The organism is Jiella sonneratiae (assembly GCF_017353515.1).
Taxonomy (GTDB): domain Bacteria; phylum Pseudomonadota; class Alphaproteobacteria; order Rhizobiales; family Rhizobiaceae; genus Jiella; species Jiella sonneratiae.
On sequence record NZ_JAFMPY010000017.1, the window covers coordinates 91,373 to 106,662 of the forward strand.

Sequence of the window (15,290 nt, forward strand, 5' to 3'; positions counted from 1 at the left end):
CCACTAGTCGATCATGCCCGATGCGGGGACCCGCTCCCGGGCAAAATCCCCGGTTGCGGCCACGGTCTTTGCGGCGGCGGCCGCGACGCGCCGGCCCGGATGGACCGTGACCGTCGCGGTGAGGCCGGCGACGAGATTGGCCGGCGCCGGCACGTCGTCGAGCGCGATCCGCACCGGGACGCGCTGGGCGAGCCGCACCCAGGAGAAGGTCGGCGTGACGTCGGCGAGGAGATTGGACCCGTCGGTCCGCTCGCGGTCCTCGATCCCGGCGGCGATGCTCTCGACATGGCCGCGCAGGGTGTCCTTCCGGCCCATCAGCTCGACGTCCACGGCGTCGCCGACGGCGATGTTCGGCAGCTGGTTCTCCTCGAAATAGCCTTCGACGCGCAGGCTGTCGGTATCGACCAGCGCCATGACGCCGGAGCCGGCGGCGACGTAGTCGCCGGGATCGAGCGACAGGTTGGTCACCACGCCGTTCGCCGGGGCGACGATTGCGGTGTGTTTCAGGTTGAGGGCCGCGAGATCGCGCTGCGACTTCGCCTCCTGATAGGCGGCTCCGGCCTGGCGAAGCGCGAGGTCGGCCTGTTCGATCGCCTGCTGCGAGACCGCCGGCCCGTTCTTGAGCTTGTGGTAGCGCGCGGCGTCGCGCTTGGCCTGGTCGAGCGCAGCCGTCTTGTCGGCGAGGGACGCGTCGGCGAGGTCGAGCGCGATCTTGAACCGCTCGGGATCGATGCGCACCAGGACGTCGCCGGCGTGGACGGTCTGGTTGTCCTTCACGAGGACGTCGGCGACGGGGCCCGTGACGTCCGGGGCGACCGCGACGACGTCGGCGCGCACGTGGCCGTCGCGCGTCCAGGGCGTGTCGACATAGCCGGTCCACAGGTTCCAGCCGACGCCGAGGGCGATGGCGAAGACGGTGAGGGTGAAGAGGGTCCTGAGGACCCGTGAAAATCGTGCGGTCATGACAGGTACCAGGGAGCGGCCCTCGCCGTCGCGGCGAAGACCAGGATGTAGATCGAGAGGTCGAAAAGTGCCGGATGCCACACCAGCCGGTAGAGACCGAGGCGGGCGAAGACCGACTTGACGATGAGGAGGCCCGCATAGGCTGCGAGCGCGAAGACGAGCAGCTTCGGGAGAAATACCCCGAAGACCGTGTAGTCGCCGATCATGGTGTCTCCTATTCCGCCGCAACGGCAAAGGCGAAGGGGGCCGGCTCCGAAGCCGGCAGACGGGGCGGCGGATCGTGCGGGAAGAGCGCCAGCCGCAGCCCGACGAGCGCCTGGACCGGCCTTTGCGACGGCGTCGTCCGGGTCTCCGCGAGACCGGCGGCGAGGGCGGCGTCGATGCCGTCGCGCAGCGCCGCGCCCGGCTCGCCCTTTTGGCCCTCGCCCATTTCTGCATAGTGGCGGCCGAGCAGCGACAGCACGGCCGAGACGGCCGCTTCCACCTCCGCCCCCAGCTTCGGGCGTTCGCCGACGAGGTCGAGGAGGTTGAGCCCGACCCGCATCTCCTGGAACAGCGCCGCGGTCTTTTCGCCGGCGGCGGCACCAAGCCGCGGCGCCAGCTGGCCGAGCCGGTCGAAGGTGCGGCCGGAAAAATCCGCCGGTGCGATGCCGCGGCGGCCCGCGGCGATCGCCGAAAGCTCGCGCCATCCCTGCGCCTCGAGCCGCCGCGCCGCGAGTGCGGCGCCGAAGGGGCGCGTCAGGATCATCCAGACGAGGGTGAAGACGGCCCCGAAAACGGCGGCGACCGCGCCGTTGACGAACTGCGCGAAATCGGCGGTGTAGACTTCCTGAAGCGTCATCAGGGTGGCGCTGTTCACCGCGAGCAGGAGGCCGACGAAGGTCGTCTTCGGCCGCGCGATCAGGATCGGCAGTGCCAGATAGACCGGCGCGAAGACCGCGACGAGCCCGGCGAAGGTCGTGACATGCGGCAGGACGCCGTAGACGTAGATGCCGGCGACGATGCAGCCGCATATCGTGACGAGGATCATCTGCCGCAGTGCCGGCAGCGGATCGTCCGACGCCGCGAAGAACGAGCCCGCCACCGCGGCGAGCAGCACGAAACCGGAGCCCTGCGCCCAGCCGCTGTAGATCCAGACGAGACAGGCGGCGAAGGTCCCGAGAATCGCCGTCGCCGCGGCGAAGGCCATCATGCCGTAGTCGTGGTGTGGGACCTGCGCGGCGGCATTGGCGAGCCGCAGCGGCGGGTTCCGCCGTGCCTTTCGGCCGCGACCAATCTCTTCCTTCAGGGTGACGCAGTCGCTCCACAGGTCGATCAGGTCGGCGAGCCGGGCGAGGGCGCTTTCGACGAGGAGATCGTGCCAGCCGTCGCCGCTTGTGCTGTCGCGCAACTCGCCGATCCGCAGGGCGAGGCGCCGGCTGCCGCTGCGATGGGTGTCGCCGGCGCTGGCGACCCAGGCCTCGACTTCCCAGACGAACACCGCGATCTCCGGTGGCAGGCGGCCGCGATCGTCGCGGATCGCCGCCAGCCTGTCGGCGAGCGAGGAGAGCAGCGCCGGCAGCATCACCAGCCGTCCGCGCAGGAGCCGCGCATTGCGCACGACCCCCGCCATTTCCGGATCGTAGCGGAGCTGCGCAATCAGCTGGTCGACGGCCCTGACGTCGGGCGCGAGACGCATCGCCTCGCTCAGCGGGCCTGCGCCCTTGCCGGACAGAACGGACGCGATCCAGCCGCGCGCGTCGTCGAGCCAGCCGCCGACACGCCCGGCGACGACCGGCCCGAGGCTTTGGGGCAGGATCAGGGCGCTGACGAGCCCGGTGCAGGTGATGCCGAGGATGATCTCCTGCGAGCGCGCGGTCGCGACGTCGAAGACCGTGGCGGGGTCGCCGACCGTCGGCAGGGCGATCAGCGGCAGGGTGTAGCCCGACAGCATGAACATGTAGGCCCGGGGCGTGCGGTCGAGAAAGGAGACGAAGAGCAGCCCGCCCGTCCAGATCGCCACGACGGCGCTGAGCAGCAGCGGCCGGTCGACGAAGAGCGGCGTGAAGAAAACCGCCGCGGCGGCACCCGCTACCGTTCCGAGCGCCCGGTAGAGCGCCTTGGAGCGGGTCGCGCCGGCGAGCGGATTGGCGACGATGAACACCGTCGCCATCGCCCAGTAGGGGCGCGGCAGGCCGGAGCGGAGCGCGATGTAGAGGGCGATCATCGACGCGGCGAAGGTCTTCGCCGCGAAGATCCATTCGCGCCGGTTCGGAAGGGCGGGAGCGGCGATCATGACGTTGTCCGGCTCTCCGCCGCGGTGCCGTCGGCACCCGATTCGGCCGGCTCCGGCCGATAGGCTTCGATGGCCGCCAGAACGCGCAGCGCCGCCTCGATGTCGGCGGTGCCGACGTCCTTCAGCACCCGGGCGCGGAGCGTCACCAGGTCGGCCTCGATCCGCTGCATCGCGGCGCGGCCTCTGTCGGTCAGCCACAGCGTCTTCGCCCGCCGGTCCTGCGGATCCTCCCGCCGCTCGACGACGCCGCTTTCGCAGAGCTGGTCAAGCAGCCGGACGAGGGACGGCCCCTCGACGCCGACTTCCTCCGCCACGGCGCCCTGGCGCACACCGTCGCCGAGACGGCCGATGCTGACGAGCGGATGGGCGCAGGCCTCCGAGATGCCGTGGGCCTCCATCATCTCGCGCACGAGCTTGCGCCAGATGCGGCCGATCCGCACGAGATTGGTGGTCAGCTGGAAATGCAGGGCTGCGTCGTCGGTCATGGCTATATTGATAGTATCCTATCTAATAGGATGCAATGGTAATTGGGATCGTTTCGGCGAACGCAGCGGTGCGCTTCCGCTTGACGCGGCAACGAACCCGGCCGGATCTCGCGCCGCGCGGATTGCCGACCGCGCTCATCCGCATAGTTGCGAAACCGGCGGTCCTGCGAGCCGCGGATCGCAGCCTCCGGCAGGCTGAGCAGGAACGGCGGTGCGCCGCCCGGTCAGGCAGGCAGGAGAATCGAGGGGAGGAGCCGATGGACGTCGGATACGGACCGATCGTCGTGGTGATCGTGTTTCTGGTGCTGATCGCCGCAATGCCGACTTGGCCGTGGTCGCGGCGCTGGGGCTACCGGCCGACGATGGTGCTGGCCATCGTCTTCATGATGATCGCGGTCTTCGTGGCGATCGGCGGCTTCGGCCCGGCGTGAGGCGAGCAGCGGGAGTGCACCGCGTTAACCAAATGCTTAGCCGACGAGGGAACGCAAATCCGGTTCAACGGTTTGTGATGCACTCTAACATCCTCAGGGAAACACGCCATGAGCCTCGGCACCATCCTCCTCATCATCGTCATTCTCCTCCTCGTCGGTGCGCTGCCGACCTGGGGCTATTCCGGAAGCTGGGGCTACGGCCCGTCCGGCATCCTCGGCCTGATCCTCGTCGTGGTGCTGATCCTGCTGCTGCTCGGCCGCATCTGACGCCGGCCCCCGTCCAATGGTCGCCCGCCGTCAACCGGTCGGTCCGGCGGGCGGCCGGGCGACCCGCCGCGCGCTTGACGCATCGGCGGCATCGCGGCAATCCTCGCGCCGCCGGCAGGGACCGGCGGGCAAGCGGAGCCGGCGATGCTGCGGAAGATCCTCATCGGCGCCATCGTGCTGGTGGTCGTCGCCGCCGGTGCGGCCGCCTATGCGGCACGGCCCGACCGGCTCGATCCGGGCCGCATCGCCGCCGAAGGCAGCGGCGATGCCGCGCGCGGCGAGCGGATCTTCTGGGCGGGGGGCTGCGTCTCCTGCCACGCTTCCAAGAAGGCCAAAGGTGACGACAGGCTGAAGCTCGGCGGCGGCGATCCGCTGGTCACCAAGTTCGGCACCTTCCACGCCCCCAACATCTCGCCGGATCCGGACGACGGGATCGGCTCGTGGTCTCTCGCCGACTTCGCCAACGCGCTTCAGCGCGGCGTCGATCCCGAGGGAAATCACCTCTATCCGGCGTTCCCCTACACATCCTACGTGCGGATGAAGAAGGAGGACGTCGCCGATCTCTTCGCCTTTCTGAAGACCCTGCCGCCGGTGAAGGGCAAGGCGCCGGAAAACGAACTCGGATTTCCCTTCAACATCCGGCCGGCCCTCGGGCTGTGGAAGCTGGTCTTCCTCGGCGACGGCGCGCCGGTGATCGACCTGCCGGGCGATGCTTCGGATGCCGCCCATGCCGGGCGCTATCTCGTCGAGGGGCCCGGCCATTGCGGCGAATGCCACACGCCGCGCAGCTTCGGCGGGGCCGGCGGCCTCGAGACCGACCAGTGGCTCGCGGGCGCCCCGGCGCCGGAGGGCAAGGGCAGCGTGCCGAACATCACGCCTTCGAAGGCCGGCATCGGCTCCTGGTCGGCGAGCGACATCACCTACTTCCTGGAAAGCGGCTTCACGCCGGACTACGATTCGGTCGGCGGCTCGATGGTCGAGGTCCAGGAGAACATCGCCAGGCTTCCGGCATCGGATCGCGAGGCCATCGCCGCCTATCTCAAGGCGGTCCCGCCCCAGGGTGAAGACGCGGCGGCCACGGCGGCCCCGGCGACCAAGGCGGATTGAACCTGCCGCCGCACCGCGCCGGCGGCCCCGGCCGGCGCTTTCATCCGCGAAACTGACGACCGGCCTGCCTTGGCCGGCCCGTCCGGCGCGCATCGCCCGTTCCCTTTGACGACGCCTCATGCGGTTTCCGGCAGATCACTTCGTGATGCCGGAAACCAAGACGCTCATTCGCCGCGCGGGCCTGGTACGTGCCCCGCTCCGATCGAGCGGATCTCGTATCAGCCCCGGCCTGCCGGCGCTGCCAAGGCCGCGTCGGCCGCCTGGTCGTCGCCGGCGAGCGCCTCGGCGATTGCCGCCGCCACCGCCTCCGGTGCTTCCTCGTGGGCGAGGTGGCCGAGCCCTTCGAGCTTCACCACCTCCGCCTGTCGCACCATCCGGGCGACGCGGCTGGAAACGTCCGGCGGGATCGCCCGGTCGCCGGTGCCGACGACGAGGGTGAGCGGCACGGCGAGGCGCGGCAGGTCGCGGCGCAGGCCTTCGAGGTCCCAGTTCGCCATCATCGACAGGGCGCCCTCGACATGCAGGGACGAGGCGAAGAGCCGTTCGTAATAGCCGACGCCCTGTGGCGTGATCCTCGATCCGGTGCTCGCCATCAGCCTTGCGACCGCACCCGTGTTGCGGGCGCGCCAGGAGAAGAAGCGCGGCGCGACGGGGTTGAGGAACAGCGCCTTGGCGAGCCGCGGAAAGAGATGCGCGGCAATGCCCGGAAAGGGCAGCAGCGCCCCGTTCAGCGAGACGATCCGGCGCGGCGCGATGCCGCCGTCGAGGGCCATGCGCAGAAGGATCGCGGCGCCCGCCGAATGACCCGCGGCATGGACCGGGCGGATGTCGAGGGCAGTGAGCATGGCGGCGAGCGCCGCGCCCATGCCGGTGATCGAGACGCGTTTCCAGCGTGGCGCGGCGGTGAAGCCGTGGCCGGGCAGGTCCGGCATGACGACGCGGTGGTTCGCGGCGAGCAGCGGCGCGAGGTCGCGGAAGGAGTGGGTCGAGGCGCCGGTGCCGTGGAGGAGAAGCAGCGGCGGCGCATCGGCCGGGCCGAGAAGCTGCACGTGAAAGCGCGTCCCGCCCGCCTCGACGAAGCGGCTCGCGGCGCGATGCGGCCAGTCGCGCCCGTCGCGGGAAAAGTCGAGTGGCGCGCTCATCGCGGCTGCTGCCGCGCGTCCCCGGCGCCGCGCGGCGCCCGGGCGACGGCGGCCGAAAGCGCGCCGGAATCGGCGCGCGGCAATGCGAGATAGGTGGCGCCCATTTCGCCGGCGAGCTGCCGCGCCTCGGCGCTCGGGCGCTGGCCGAGATCGATGACCAGCGCGGCGATCTTCGACGCCCTGACCGCGCGCGCGGCATCCCTTGCGTCGGCCGTCGCCTGCGGCCGGCCGGCGGCGCCGGAGAGGGCGATGTTCGCCCGCCCGTCGGTCAGAAGTGCCAGAAGCGGCGTGCGGCCCTCCCGGGCCGAGGCCCTGGCGAGGTCGAGCCCGGCGAGGATGCCGCTCGCGAGCGGCGTGCCGCCGCCGGCCGGCAGCGCCGCCAGCTGGCGCTTCGCCCGCGTCAGCGACTTCGTCTCGGCCAGCAGGACGTCGGCGCGGGTGCCGCGGAAGGCGGCAAGCGCCACCCGGTCGCGCCTGACGTAGCATTCGGCGAGGATGCGCTCGACGGCGCCCTTGGCCTCGGCGAGCCGCGCATGGGCGGCCGAGCCGGAGGCGTCGACGGAGAAGATCGTCGCCGTCTCGGCCTTGCCGCGATGCCGGCGCACCCGGACGTCGCCGGCGCGGATCTCCAGCCGCCGTGGCGGCGAATGAGTTGCCGCGGCGGCGCGTTCGGCCTGCCGCAGCCGCTGCCAGGGCGCCGCCGCCTTCAGCGTCGCGACGAGGTCGAGCCGGTCGCGGCGCGGATCGCCGGGCCGTGTGCCGGTGACGCGGCCGCGCCTCGCCCGCTTGGCGAAGTTCCCCGCCCGGCCGGCGCCGGCGCGGACGAAGTCCGGCCGGATCATGGCGGCGAGGGTCTTCAAAAGGTCGGCCGGAAGGGCTGCCTCGCTCGCTTCGACCGTCATGTCTTCCGGCGCCGCGTGGGTCTCCTCCCGGCCGTCGCGAGGCGCTTGCCGCTGCGCCGCGTCGTCCGTCGCCGGTTCGTCCTCGGCGGGAGGCGGATCGGCGGGCGCCTCCTCCTCGGCGGGCATTTCCGGCAGCGTGACCGCGCGCGGCAGGAGGACGAGGCGGATTGCCGCCTCCAGATCTTCGCCGGAGGGGGCGGCGCGAGCGCCGAGCGCGGCGGCGGCGCAGGCCGCGCGGAGCGCCAGTTGCGGTGCCCGCAGCGAAACGATGCCGAAGGCCATCGCCGCCCGGCAGAGCGTGGCGATCGCCGCCTCGTCCGGCCGGATGGCGGCGAGGCGCCGCCGGGCCGCCGCGATCGCCGCGGCTTGCGGCGCCACCGCTTCGCCGCCGCGCGGATCGGCGCCGGCAAGCGCGACCCAGAGGCCGAGACGTTCGCCGAGTGCCGGCGGCGGCGCCTCGTCGGCCTCCATGCCTTCGTCGAGGGCGAGGACGCCGATCTCGGCAGAAAGCTCCGTCGAGATGCCGTCGCGTTCGATCGGCACGCTGCCCCGGTCCATGGCGAGGGCGAGGAGGCCGGCCGCCCCGTCGCCCATGCGCTCGGCCATCGCCGCGACGACGATGCCGCCGTCGGTGCCGGCCAGAAGCCCCTTTTCGACGACCGCACGCCCCGCCGCGAGCGAGGCCGCGAGATCGACCCCGCCGAGGAGTGCCGCCTCGTCGATCCCCGCCGGCATCCGCCTCACCGGGGTCGCGCCTGGCAGCATGGCGTCGAGGCGGCGGAGAAGCGCCTGCCGGACGGGGCCGGCCCTTGCGACCAGCCTGAGGCCGAGACTGGGATCGACGGCAAGGAGCGTCAGGGCGAGCACTGCCTCGTTCCAGAGCGTCGGGCCCGCCGCGCCGTTGTCTTCGTCGGGCAGGGCAGCGGCCATGTCGTTGGCGGCGACGGGGTGGGCGGGGTGGGCGGGGCGGGGGACCGACATTGCGGGCGCCCGCGTCAGGCCGCGGCGAGTTCGCCGACGGCGCGCTCGACGCGGGTCGCCGAACCCGCCTCGTCCAGCGGATCTCGGCGCAGGCGATGGGAAAGGGCGAGCGGCGCCAGCGCCGCCAGATGCGCCCAGACGACCGCGCCGTCGCCCTTCAGGGCGGCGAAGGCGCGGGCGGCGCGCATCAGCGTGATCTCGCCCCGCAGCCCGTCGGTGCCGAGGCGGATCGACAGCTGCGCCGCCTTCTCCAGCGTCTCGTCCGGCACCGCGACGTGATCGAGGCGCCGGCGGGCGCGCAGGATCGCCTCCCGGATCGCGCTCGTGTCCGTCTCGTAGCGGGCGGTGAAGCCGGCGGGATCCCGCTCGAAGGCGTCGCGCCGCTTCACCACCTCGATCCGCGTCTTCAGGTCCTGCGGCGTCTTCACCTCGACGGAAAGGCCGAAGCGGTCGAGGAGCTGCGGCCGCAGTTCGCCCTCTTCGGGATTGCCGCTGCCGATCAGGACGAAGCGGGCAGGGTGGCGGACGCTCAGCCCCTCGCGCTCGACGACGTTCTCGCCCGAGGCCGCGACGTCGAGCAGGAGGTCGACGAGATGGTCCTCGAGGAGGTTGATCTCGTCGATATAGAGAAAGCCGCGATGGGCCTTGGCGAGGAGCCCGGGTTCGAAGCGCTTCTCGCCGGCCGAAAGCGCCCGCTCGAGATCGAGCGAGCCGGCGATCCTGTCCTCCGTCGCGCCGAGCGGCAGGTCGACCACCGGCACCGTGACCCTGATGGTGCCGGTCCGCTTTTGCTTGCGGCCCCGCTTCGGCCCGCGGCAGGTCTCGCAGGCCTCGTCCGGCCGGGCCGGATCGCAGTGATAGGGGCAGTCGGCCGCCTCGATCTCGGGCAGCACGGCGGCGAGCGCCCGCACCGCCGTCGACTTGCCGGTGCCGCGATCGCCGAAGACGAGGACGCCGCCGATGCCGGGATCCACCGCCGCGATCGTCAGAGCGAGCGTCATCTGGTCCTGGCCGACGATGGCGGCGAAGGGAAACAGGGTCCTCATGCGGCCGAGGCTAGCGGGTTTTCGCCGGCCTGAGAAGCCATGATCGCCTCGAAATGACAGTGGGTCTGTCATCTTTTCTTGACACGTCTCGCCCCGTCCGGACCCGCGCCGCGCCAGGCCTTCCCGGATGACGATGTTGTGCCGGGCCGCCAAAGATGGTGGAAGGCTTGCCCTTGAAGGGCGCCGCCCGCCTTCGGCGACCCGATCCACCGGGCGGCAGGGCGCTGCATCCGGACACATTCACCCGGGAAGGGGCACGGCATGACGGTACATTTCATCGGGGCGGGGCCGGGCGCGGCGGATCTCATCACGGTGCGGGGCCTCCGGCTGATCCAAAGCTGTCCGGTCTGCCTCTATGCCGGCTCGCTGGTGCCGGGCGAGATCGTCGCGGCGGCGCCGGCCGGGGCGCGGGTGATCGACACCGCGCCGATGACCCTCGACGAGATCCTCGCCGAAATCGAGGCGGCGCATGGCCGGGGCGAGGACGTGGCGCGTGTCCATTCGGGCGATCCCTCGCTCTACGGCGCCGTTGCCGAACAGATCAGGCGCCTCGAAGCGCTGGCGATTCCCTACGACATCACGCCGGGCGTTCCCGCCTTCGCGGCCGCCGCGGCGGCGCTGAAGCTCGAACTGACGGTGCCGGAGCTCTGCCAGACGGTGATCCTGACGCGCACCGCGATGAAGTCCTCGGCGATGCCGACGGGCGAGGAGCTCTCGACCCTCGGCCGTAGCGGCGCGACGCTCGCCATCCACCTTTCCGTCCGCAACATCCCGCACATCCAGCGCGAGCTGACGCCGCTTCCGGCCTATGGCGGGGACTGCCCGGCGATCATCGCCTACCGGGTCGGCTGGGAGGACGAGGCCTTCATCCGCACCAGCCTCGCCGAATTGCACCGGGCGGCGCGCGAGGCGAAACTCACCCGAACGGCGCTGATCTTCGTCGGCCGCGCGCTCGGGGCGACGGATTTCGTCGATTCCAAGCTCTACGACGCCGCGCATGTGCATGTGCTGCGGCCGAAGCGGAAGAAGGTCGCCGAGGGCTGACGCCGATCGACCGGGTTCGAATGGATCGGCTCCAGTGTGATGCGCACCGCATGGTCGCAGAGGTGAAGACCCGCAGCCCCCTCTGTCCTGCCGGACATCTCCCCCGCAAGGGGGGAGATCGGCGGCTTTCCGGTTGCTGCCTCCTCGCCAACCTCACTGCCGATCTCGGCTCTCGACGGGAGCACTGCCGGAAGCGCGAGATCGATCTCCCCCCTTGTGGGGGAGATGGGTGGCAACCCAGAGGGGGGTAAATTCCGCAGGACGGCGCCGAAAGCCCCGTGTTCCGGCCATCCCGCTACGCCGCCCGCCCGCCCTCGAGCGCCGCCAGCAGTTCCTTCACCGTCGCGACGGCCTCCCCGCCCGGCGCTGGGGGCCGCGCGATCATGATCACCGGCAGAAAAAGCGCGCGCGCCGCCGCGACCTTGGCATAGGAGGCCGCGCCGCCGGAATTGCGGGCGACGAGGTGAGTGACGGCGTGATCGCGCATCAGCCGCGCCTCGGCCTCGACGTCGGAAACGGCGCGGGCGAGGATCAGCGTCCAGCTTTCCGGCAGGGGCGGGTCCGGCGGCTCGATCATCCGGGCGAGCGGTCTGAGGTCCTCTCGCTTCAGGAACGGCGCGAGGTGCTGCCGGCCGAGGGCGAGGAACGGCCGCGCGCCCTTTGGCAGCGCGTCGCGGGCGGCGCCGAGGCAGGCGACTTTTGTCCAGCGGTCGCCATCGACCGGCCGCCATTCGGGACGCACGAGCTTGATGCGGCGCACCCCCGCCGTCCCGGCCGCCTTTGCCGCGTTGCGGGCGATCCCCGCGGCGAAGGGATGCGTCGCGTCGATCAAGAGCGATACGCTCTCGGCGGCAATGAACGCGGCGAGGCCCGCCGCACCGCCGAAGCCGCCGCTGCGGGTTTCGACGCCGAAGGGCAGGGCCGGTTGGCGCGTGCGGCCGGCGAGCGAGAGGATCACGCGGCGGCCGGGGAAGCGTTCCCGCAGGACGCGAACGAGATCGTTCGCCTCCGCCGTGCCGCCGAGGACGAGGACGGCCGAGCCGCGCGCTTTGGCGTCCGCGGTCGGTTCCGGCCCGGGCGAACCGCCGGCTCCCCAAAGATCAGACCCTTCCAACGAGGCCTCCCGCCCGGTCGGCGACGACGATCTCGACGTCGATGCCGGCGTCACCCAGCAGCCTCAGGCAGGCGTCGCGCGCCCGGCCGGCGATTTCCCCGGCAAGATCGAGGCCGTGATCGTGGGTCAGGTCGAGCACTTCCTTCGCCGTGTTGGCGCCGAGGATGCGCTCCTCAAGCCGCGCGGTTGCCGCGGCGTCGAGAGCGGAGAGGGCGGCGAGGAGGAAGGCGAAGTCCACCTGGCTGCGTCCGGAATGAAGGTCCATCGCCCCTTGCGCGAGTTTCGCCAGCTTGGCGAAGCCCCCGGCGATCGTCAGCCTGTCGACCGGATGCGCCCGCAGATATTTCAAAAGGCCGCCGGCGAAATCCCCCATGTCGAGAAAGGCGATGTCGGGAAGGTCGGGATAGAGGCGTCGGGCGAGGACCTCGCTCGCCGAGCCCGTCGCGCCGACGACGTGGGAGAGCCCGGCCGCCCGCGCGACGTCGACGCCGCGATGGATCGAGTGGATCCAGGCCGAGCAGGAGAACGGATGGACGATCCCGGTCGTGCCGAGGATCGACAGCCCCCCGACGATGCCGAGCCGCGGGTTCCAGGTCTTCTGGGCGAGCGCTTCGCCCTCCGTCACCGCGATCTCGATCGACACGTCCGCCGGCCGCCCGTGGTCGGTGCAGAGCGCCTCGACGACCTCCCGCATCATCCGGCGCGGAACGGGGTTGATCGCCGGTTCGCCGGGCGCGATCGGCAGGCCGGCCCGGGTCACCGTGCCGACGCCGGGGCCGGCGCGAAACACCAGCCCTGAGCCGGGAGGCGCAAAGGTGACGGTCGCGACGATCTCCGCAAGATGGGTGACGTCCGGATCGTCGCCGGCATCCTTGACGATCGCCGCCGTCGCCGCCGTGCGGCTGAGCGAATGGCGGTTGAGCGCAAAGCTCGGCGTCTCGCCCTTCGGCAGGCGGATCGTCACCGGATCGGGGAAATCGCCGGTGAGCAGCGCGGTGAGCGCCGCCTTGGTGCAGGCGGTGGCGCAGGCGCCCGTCGTCCAGCCGCGCCGGAGCGGCGCTGCCGTCGGTTTTCCCCTGTCTGTCGTTGCAATCCCCATTGCGCGCTTATAGCCGAGTTCCCTAAAGCTGCCACGCGCCCGGCTGCGGGCCGCGGCGAAACGATCGAGCGCCGGCCGGAAGGGCAGGACGTTTCTGGAGAAGCCCTTGGCCGGCCTGATGATCGCGGCGCCCGCATCCGGCGCCGGCAAGACCACCGTGACGCTGGCGCTGATCGCGGCGCTGCGGGCGGCCGGCCACCGCGTCGCCTCGGCCAAGGCCGGCCCGGACTACATCGATCCCGCCTTCCATGCCGCGGCCAGCGGGCGCGAATGCCTCAACCTCGACCCCTTCGCCATGCGTCCGGCGCTTCTGCGGCACCTCGCCGCGGAGCAGCGACGCGGCGCCGAACGCTTCGTCGTCGAGGCGATGATGGGCCTCTTCGACGGGGCGGCCGACGGCTCCGGCTCGCCCGCCGACCTTGCGGCGCTTCTCGGCACCCGGATCGTCCTCGTCGTCGACTGTGCCCGCCAGTCCCACTCGGTCGCGGCGCTGGTCTCCGGGTTCCACCGGTTTCGCGGCGACACGCGGCTGTCGGGCCTCGTCCTCAACCGCGTCGGCTCGCCGCGGCACCTGAAGATGCTCGAAGAGGCGCTGCGGCCCCTCGGCCTGCCGGTCCTCGCCGCGCTGCCGCGGCGCGACGATCTGGTGCTGCCCGAGCGCCATCTCGGGCTCGTCCAGGCGAGCGAACATGCAGACCTCGCCGGCTTCCTCGCCCGTGCCGGCGAATGGCTCTCGGAAAACGCCGATCTCGACGCCTTGGCGGAACTCGCAGGATCGGGGGACCTCTTCCCCGACGACGATCCGCCGCCGCCCCGGCCGCCGCTGCTGCCGCCCCCCGGCCAGCGCGTCGCCGTCGCGCGCGACGCCGCCTTCGCCTTCCTCTATCCACATCTTCTCGGGGGCTGGCGTGCGGCGGGCGCGGAGCTCTCGTTCTTCTCGCCGCTTCTCGGCGAGGCGCCGCCCGAGGGCTGCGACGCCGTCTTCCTGCCCGGCGGCTATCCCGAGCTGCATGCCGGCCGGCTCGCCGGCGCCGAAAGTTTCCGGAAGGGAATGCACGCAGCCGCCGCCGGCGGCGCGCTGATCTACGGCGAGTGCGGCGGCTACATGACGCTCGGCGAAGGCCTCGTCGACGCGGAGGGGACGCGGCACGAAATGCTCGGACTCCTGCCGCTCGAGACGAGCTTTGCCGAGCGCCGGCGCCATCTCGGCTACCGGCGGCTCCGCCCGGCGGAGGCGGGGGCCTCGCCCTTCGGGGGCGTCGGGGCGGGCGGCGTGCTGACGGGCCATGAATTCCACTATGCGACGGTCGTCGCCGAGCGGCGCGAACGCGCGGCGCCGCTGTTTCACGCGCGCGACGCGCGGGGCGCCGAACTCGGGCCGACGGGGCTTCGCCGCGGCCGGGTCATGGGCTCCTTCTGCCACGTGATCGACCGCGCATGATCGAGCGTCTCGCCATCCTCCTCGCCGGCATGGTCATCGACCGCCTGGTCGGCGATCCGCCTGCCCTGTGGCGCCGGCTGCCGCATCCGGTGGCGGTGATCGGCGAGGCGATCGCCGTCCTCGACCGGCGGCTCAACCGGCCGGAATTTTCCGGCGAGACCCGGCGGCGGGCCGGCTTCTTCGCACTCGGACTGGTGCTTCTCGCCTCGCTCGTCCTCGGCGGCTTCGTCTCCGCGCTCGCCGACGCCTTCGGCTTTCTCGGCATGCTCCTCGAAGCCCTGATCGTCGCGGTCTTTCTCGCCCACAAGAGCCTCGTCGACCATGTCGGTGCGGTCGGCCGGGCGCTGCGCGCGGGCGGGCTCGCCGAGGGACGGCGCGCGGTCGCCCTCATCGTCGGCCGCGATCCCGAACAGCTCGACGCCGCCGGTATCGTGCGGGCGGCGATCGAGAGCCTCGCCGAGAACGCTTCGGACGGCGTGGTGGCGCCGGCCTTCTGGTATCTCCTCCTCGGCCTGCCGGGACTGATCGCCTACAAGGCGGTCAACACCGCCGATTCGATGATCGGCCACATGGATCAGCGCTATCGCGACTTCGGCTTCGCCTCGGCCCGGCTCGACGACTTCCTGAATTTCGTGCCGGCGCGTCTGACGGCGGTGCTTCTCGCCTTTTCCGCAGGCTTCGGCTCGCGGCCGCGTCCGGGCTTTGCGGCGATCATGGCGCGGACCCGCCGCGACGCCGGGCTGCACCGTTCGCCCAATGCCGGCTGGCCGGAAACGGCGATGGCGGCCGCCCTCGACATCTCGGTCGGCGGCCCGCGCCGCTACCGCGACCTCATCGTCGACGCGCCTCAGCTCAATCCGGAGGGGCGGCGCGACGCCGGTCTCGACGACCTCGCCCGGTCGATCCGGCTGTTCGACCGGGCGATGGGCATCGCCATGGCCGCGATCGCCCTCCTGCTGGTCGTGACGATGCCGGGCTGAGGAGCGTGTGGCA

The 15,290-nt window shown here is 71.8% G+C and carries 15 protein-coding genes; 6 read left to right on the plus strand and 9 right to left on the minus strand.

Annotation, left to right across the window (positions count from 1 at the left end):
• Window positions 1-3: 3 nt before the first annotated feature.
• Genes J1C47_RS15560 through J1C47_RS15575 form a run of 4 tightly spaced genes read right to left on the minus strand, consistent with a single transcriptional unit; the run spans window position 4 to window position 3,723 of the window.
• Window positions 4-963, minus strand: a complete 960-nt coding sequence (locus tag J1C47_RS15560; protein ID WP_207351700.1) for an efflux RND transporter periplasmic adaptor subunit — start codon at window positions 961-963, stop codon at window positions 4-6.
• Window positions 960-1,169, minus strand: a complete 210-nt coding sequence (locus tag J1C47_RS15565) for a DUF1656 domain-containing protein (protein ID WP_207351701.1) — start codon at window positions 1,167-1,169, stop codon at window positions 960-962. The genes J1C47_RS15560 and J1C47_RS15565 overlap by 4 nt, the downstream gene beginning before the upstream one ends.
• 8 nt (window positions 1,170-1,177) lie before the next feature.
• Entirely contained in the window at window positions 1,178-3,238 is a 2,061-nt protein-coding gene (locus tag J1C47_RS15570) for an FUSC family protein (RefSeq protein WP_207351702.1), read from the minus strand.
• Complete coding sequence (locus J1C47_RS15575; RefSeq protein ID WP_207351703.1) at window positions 3,235-3,723, minus strand: MarR family winged helix-turn-helix transcriptional regulator; 489 nt, start codon at window positions 3,721-3,723, stop codon at window positions 3,235-3,237. The genes J1C47_RS15570 and J1C47_RS15575 overlap by 4 nt, the downstream gene beginning before the upstream one ends.
• 257 nt (window positions 3,724-3,980) lie before the next feature.
• On the opposite strand from J1C47_RS15575, the gene J1C47_RS15580 reads away from it, so the two are divergent.
• The 3 genes from J1C47_RS15580 to J1C47_RS15590 all read left to right on the plus strand — a co-directional run bounded on the left by J1C47_RS15580 (window position 3,981) and on the right by J1C47_RS15590 (window position 5,528).
• Window positions 3,981-4,154: a DUF3309 family protein gene (locus J1C47_RS15580; protein WP_207351704.1), complete on the plus strand. Its 174-nt coding sequence runs from the start codon at window positions 3,981-3,983 to the stop codon at window positions 4,152-4,154.
• A 108-nt stretch (window positions 4,155-4,262) separates the two neighbouring features.
• On the plus strand, window positions 4,263-4,421 hold the full coding sequence (locus J1C47_RS15585; protein WP_207351705.1) for a DUF3309 family protein: 159 nt from the start codon (window positions 4,263-4,265) through the stop codon (window positions 4,419-4,421).
• 144 nt (window positions 4,422-4,565) lie between these two features.
• Window positions 4,566-5,528, plus strand: a complete 963-nt coding sequence (locus tag J1C47_RS15590; protein ID WP_207351706.1) for a cytochrome c — start codon at window positions 4,566-4,568, stop codon at window positions 5,526-5,528.
• A gap of 218 nt (window positions 5,529-5,746) precedes the next feature.
• On the opposite strand, the gene bchO is transcribed toward J1C47_RS15590, so the two are convergent.
• The 3 genes from bchO to bchI are packed head-to-tail and all read right to left on the minus strand — an operon-like array spanning window position 5,747 to window position 9,599.
• Complete coding sequence (gene bchO / locus J1C47_RS15595; RefSeq protein ID WP_207351707.1) at window positions 5,747-6,670, minus strand: alpha/beta fold hydrolase BchO; 924 nt, start codon at window positions 6,668-6,670, stop codon at window positions 5,747-5,749.
• A complete protein-coding gene (locus J1C47_RS15600; protein ID WP_245396598.1) occupies window positions 6,667-8,553 on the minus strand; it encodes a magnesium chelatase subunit D in 1,887 nt (628 codons plus the stop codon). Before J1C47_RS15600 ends, bchO begins: the two co-directional genes overlap by 4 nt.
• A gap of 14 nt (window positions 8,554-8,567) precedes the next feature.
• Window positions 8,568-9,599: a magnesium chelatase ATPase subunit I gene (gene bchI / locus J1C47_RS15605; RefSeq protein ID WP_207351708.1), complete on the minus strand. Its 1,032-nt coding sequence runs from the start codon at window positions 9,597-9,599 to the stop codon at window positions 8,568-8,570.
• Between the two features lie 261 nt (window positions 9,600-9,860).
• On the opposite strand from bchI, the gene cobM reads away from it, so the two are divergent.
• Window positions 9,861-10,643 (plus strand): precorrin-4 C(11)-methyltransferase, encoded by a 783-nt coding sequence (cobM, locus tag J1C47_RS15610; protein ID WP_207351709.1) that lies wholly within the window; start codon window positions 9,861-9,863, stop codon window positions 10,641-10,643.
• Between the two features lie 295 nt (window positions 10,644-10,938).
• Here cobM and J1C47_RS15615 read toward each other — a convergent pair whose 3' ends face one another.
• Both J1C47_RS15615 and J1C47_RS15620 read right to left on the minus strand, forming a co-directional pair.
• The gene (locus J1C47_RS15615) at window positions 10,939-11,757 is read right to left on the minus strand and encodes a cobalt-precorrin-6A reductase (protein ID WP_207351710.1); all 819 of its coding nucleotides are present in this window, start codon (window positions 11,755-11,757) and stop codon (window positions 10,939-10,941) included.
• Complete coding sequence (locus J1C47_RS15620) at window positions 11,744-12,856, minus strand: cobalt-precorrin-5B (C(1))-methyltransferase (protein ID WP_207351711.1); 1,113 nt, start codon at window positions 12,854-12,856, stop codon at window positions 11,744-11,746. The genes J1C47_RS15615 and J1C47_RS15620 overlap by 14 nt, the downstream gene beginning before the upstream one ends.
• A 106-nt stretch (window positions 12,857-12,962) precedes the next feature.
• Here J1C47_RS15620 and J1C47_RS15625 point away from each other — a divergent pair, with 106 nt between their 5' ends.
• Both J1C47_RS15625 and cbiB read left to right on the plus strand, forming a co-directional pair.
• Window positions 12,963-14,297, plus strand: coding sequence for a cobyrinic acid a,c-diamide synthase CobB (locus tag J1C47_RS15625; protein ID WP_207351712.1), 1,335 nt, complete (start codon window positions 12,963-12,965; stop codon window positions 14,295-14,297).
• Window positions 14,294-15,277 carry an adenosylcobinamide-phosphate synthase CbiB gene (gene cbiB, locus J1C47_RS15630; RefSeq protein WP_207351713.1) on the plus strand — a complete coding sequence of 328 codons (984 nt, stop codon included), beginning with the start codon at window positions 14,294-14,296 and terminating at the stop codon, window positions 15,275-15,277. Before J1C47_RS15625 ends, cbiB begins: the two co-directional genes overlap by 4 nt.
• The last annotated feature ends 13 nt before the right edge of the window (window positions 15,278-15,290 follow it).

What these genes read in the sequence shown, in the direction of transcription:
- J1C47_RS15590 (WP_207351706.1), top strand. Translation starts at nt 4,566, where the DNA reads ATGCTGCGGAAGATCCTCATCGGCGCCATCGTGCTGGTGGTCGTCGCC.
- J1C47_RS15560 (WP_207351700.1), bottom strand. Translation starts at nt 963, where the DNA reads ATGACCGCACGATTTTCACGGGTCCTCAGGACCCTCTTCACCCTCACC.
- J1C47_RS15570 (WP_207351702.1), bottom strand. Translation starts at nt 3,238, where the DNA reads ATGATCGCCGCTCCCGCCCTTCCGAACCGGCGCGAATGGATCTTCGCG.
- J1C47_RS15585 (WP_207351705.1), top strand. Translation starts at nt 4,263, where the DNA reads ATGAGCCTCGGCACCATCCTCCTCATCATCGTCATTCTCCTCCTCGTC.
- J1C47_RS15565 (WP_207351701.1), bottom strand. Translation starts at nt 1,169, where the DNA reads ATGATCGGCGACTACACGGTCTTCGGGGTATTTCTCCCGAAGCTGCTC.
- cbiB (WP_207351713.1), top strand. Translation starts at nt 14,294, where the DNA reads ATGATCGAGCGTCTCGCCATCCTCCTCGCCGGCATGGTCATCGACCGC.
- J1C47_RS15575 (WP_207351703.1), bottom strand. Translation starts at nt 3,723, where the DNA reads ATGACCGACGACGCAGCCCTGCATTTCCAGCTGACCACCAATCTCGTG.
- bchI (WP_207351708.1), bottom strand. Translation starts at nt 9,599, where the DNA reads ATGAGGACCCTGTTTCCCTTCGCCGCCATCGTCGGCCAGGACCAGATG.
- J1C47_RS15620 (WP_207351711.1), bottom strand. Translation starts at nt 12,856, where the DNA reads ATGGGGATTGCAACGACAGACAGGGGAAAACCGACGGCAGCGCCGCTC.
- J1C47_RS15600 (WP_245396598.1), bottom strand. Translation starts at nt 8,553, where the DNA reads ATGTCGGTCCCCCGCCCCGCCCACCCCGCCCACCCCGTCGCCGCCAAC.
- bchO (WP_207351707.1), bottom strand. Translation starts at nt 6,670, where the DNA reads ATGAGCGCGCCACTCGACTTTTCCCGCGACGGGCGCGACTGGCCGCAT.
- J1C47_RS15580 (WP_207351704.1), top strand. Translation starts at nt 3,981, where the DNA reads ATGGACGTCGGATACGGACCGATCGTCGTGGTGATCGTGTTTCTGGTG.
- cobM (WP_207351709.1), top strand. Translation starts at nt 9,861, where the DNA reads ATGACGGTACATTTCATCGGGGCGGGGCCGGGCGCGGCGGATCTCATC.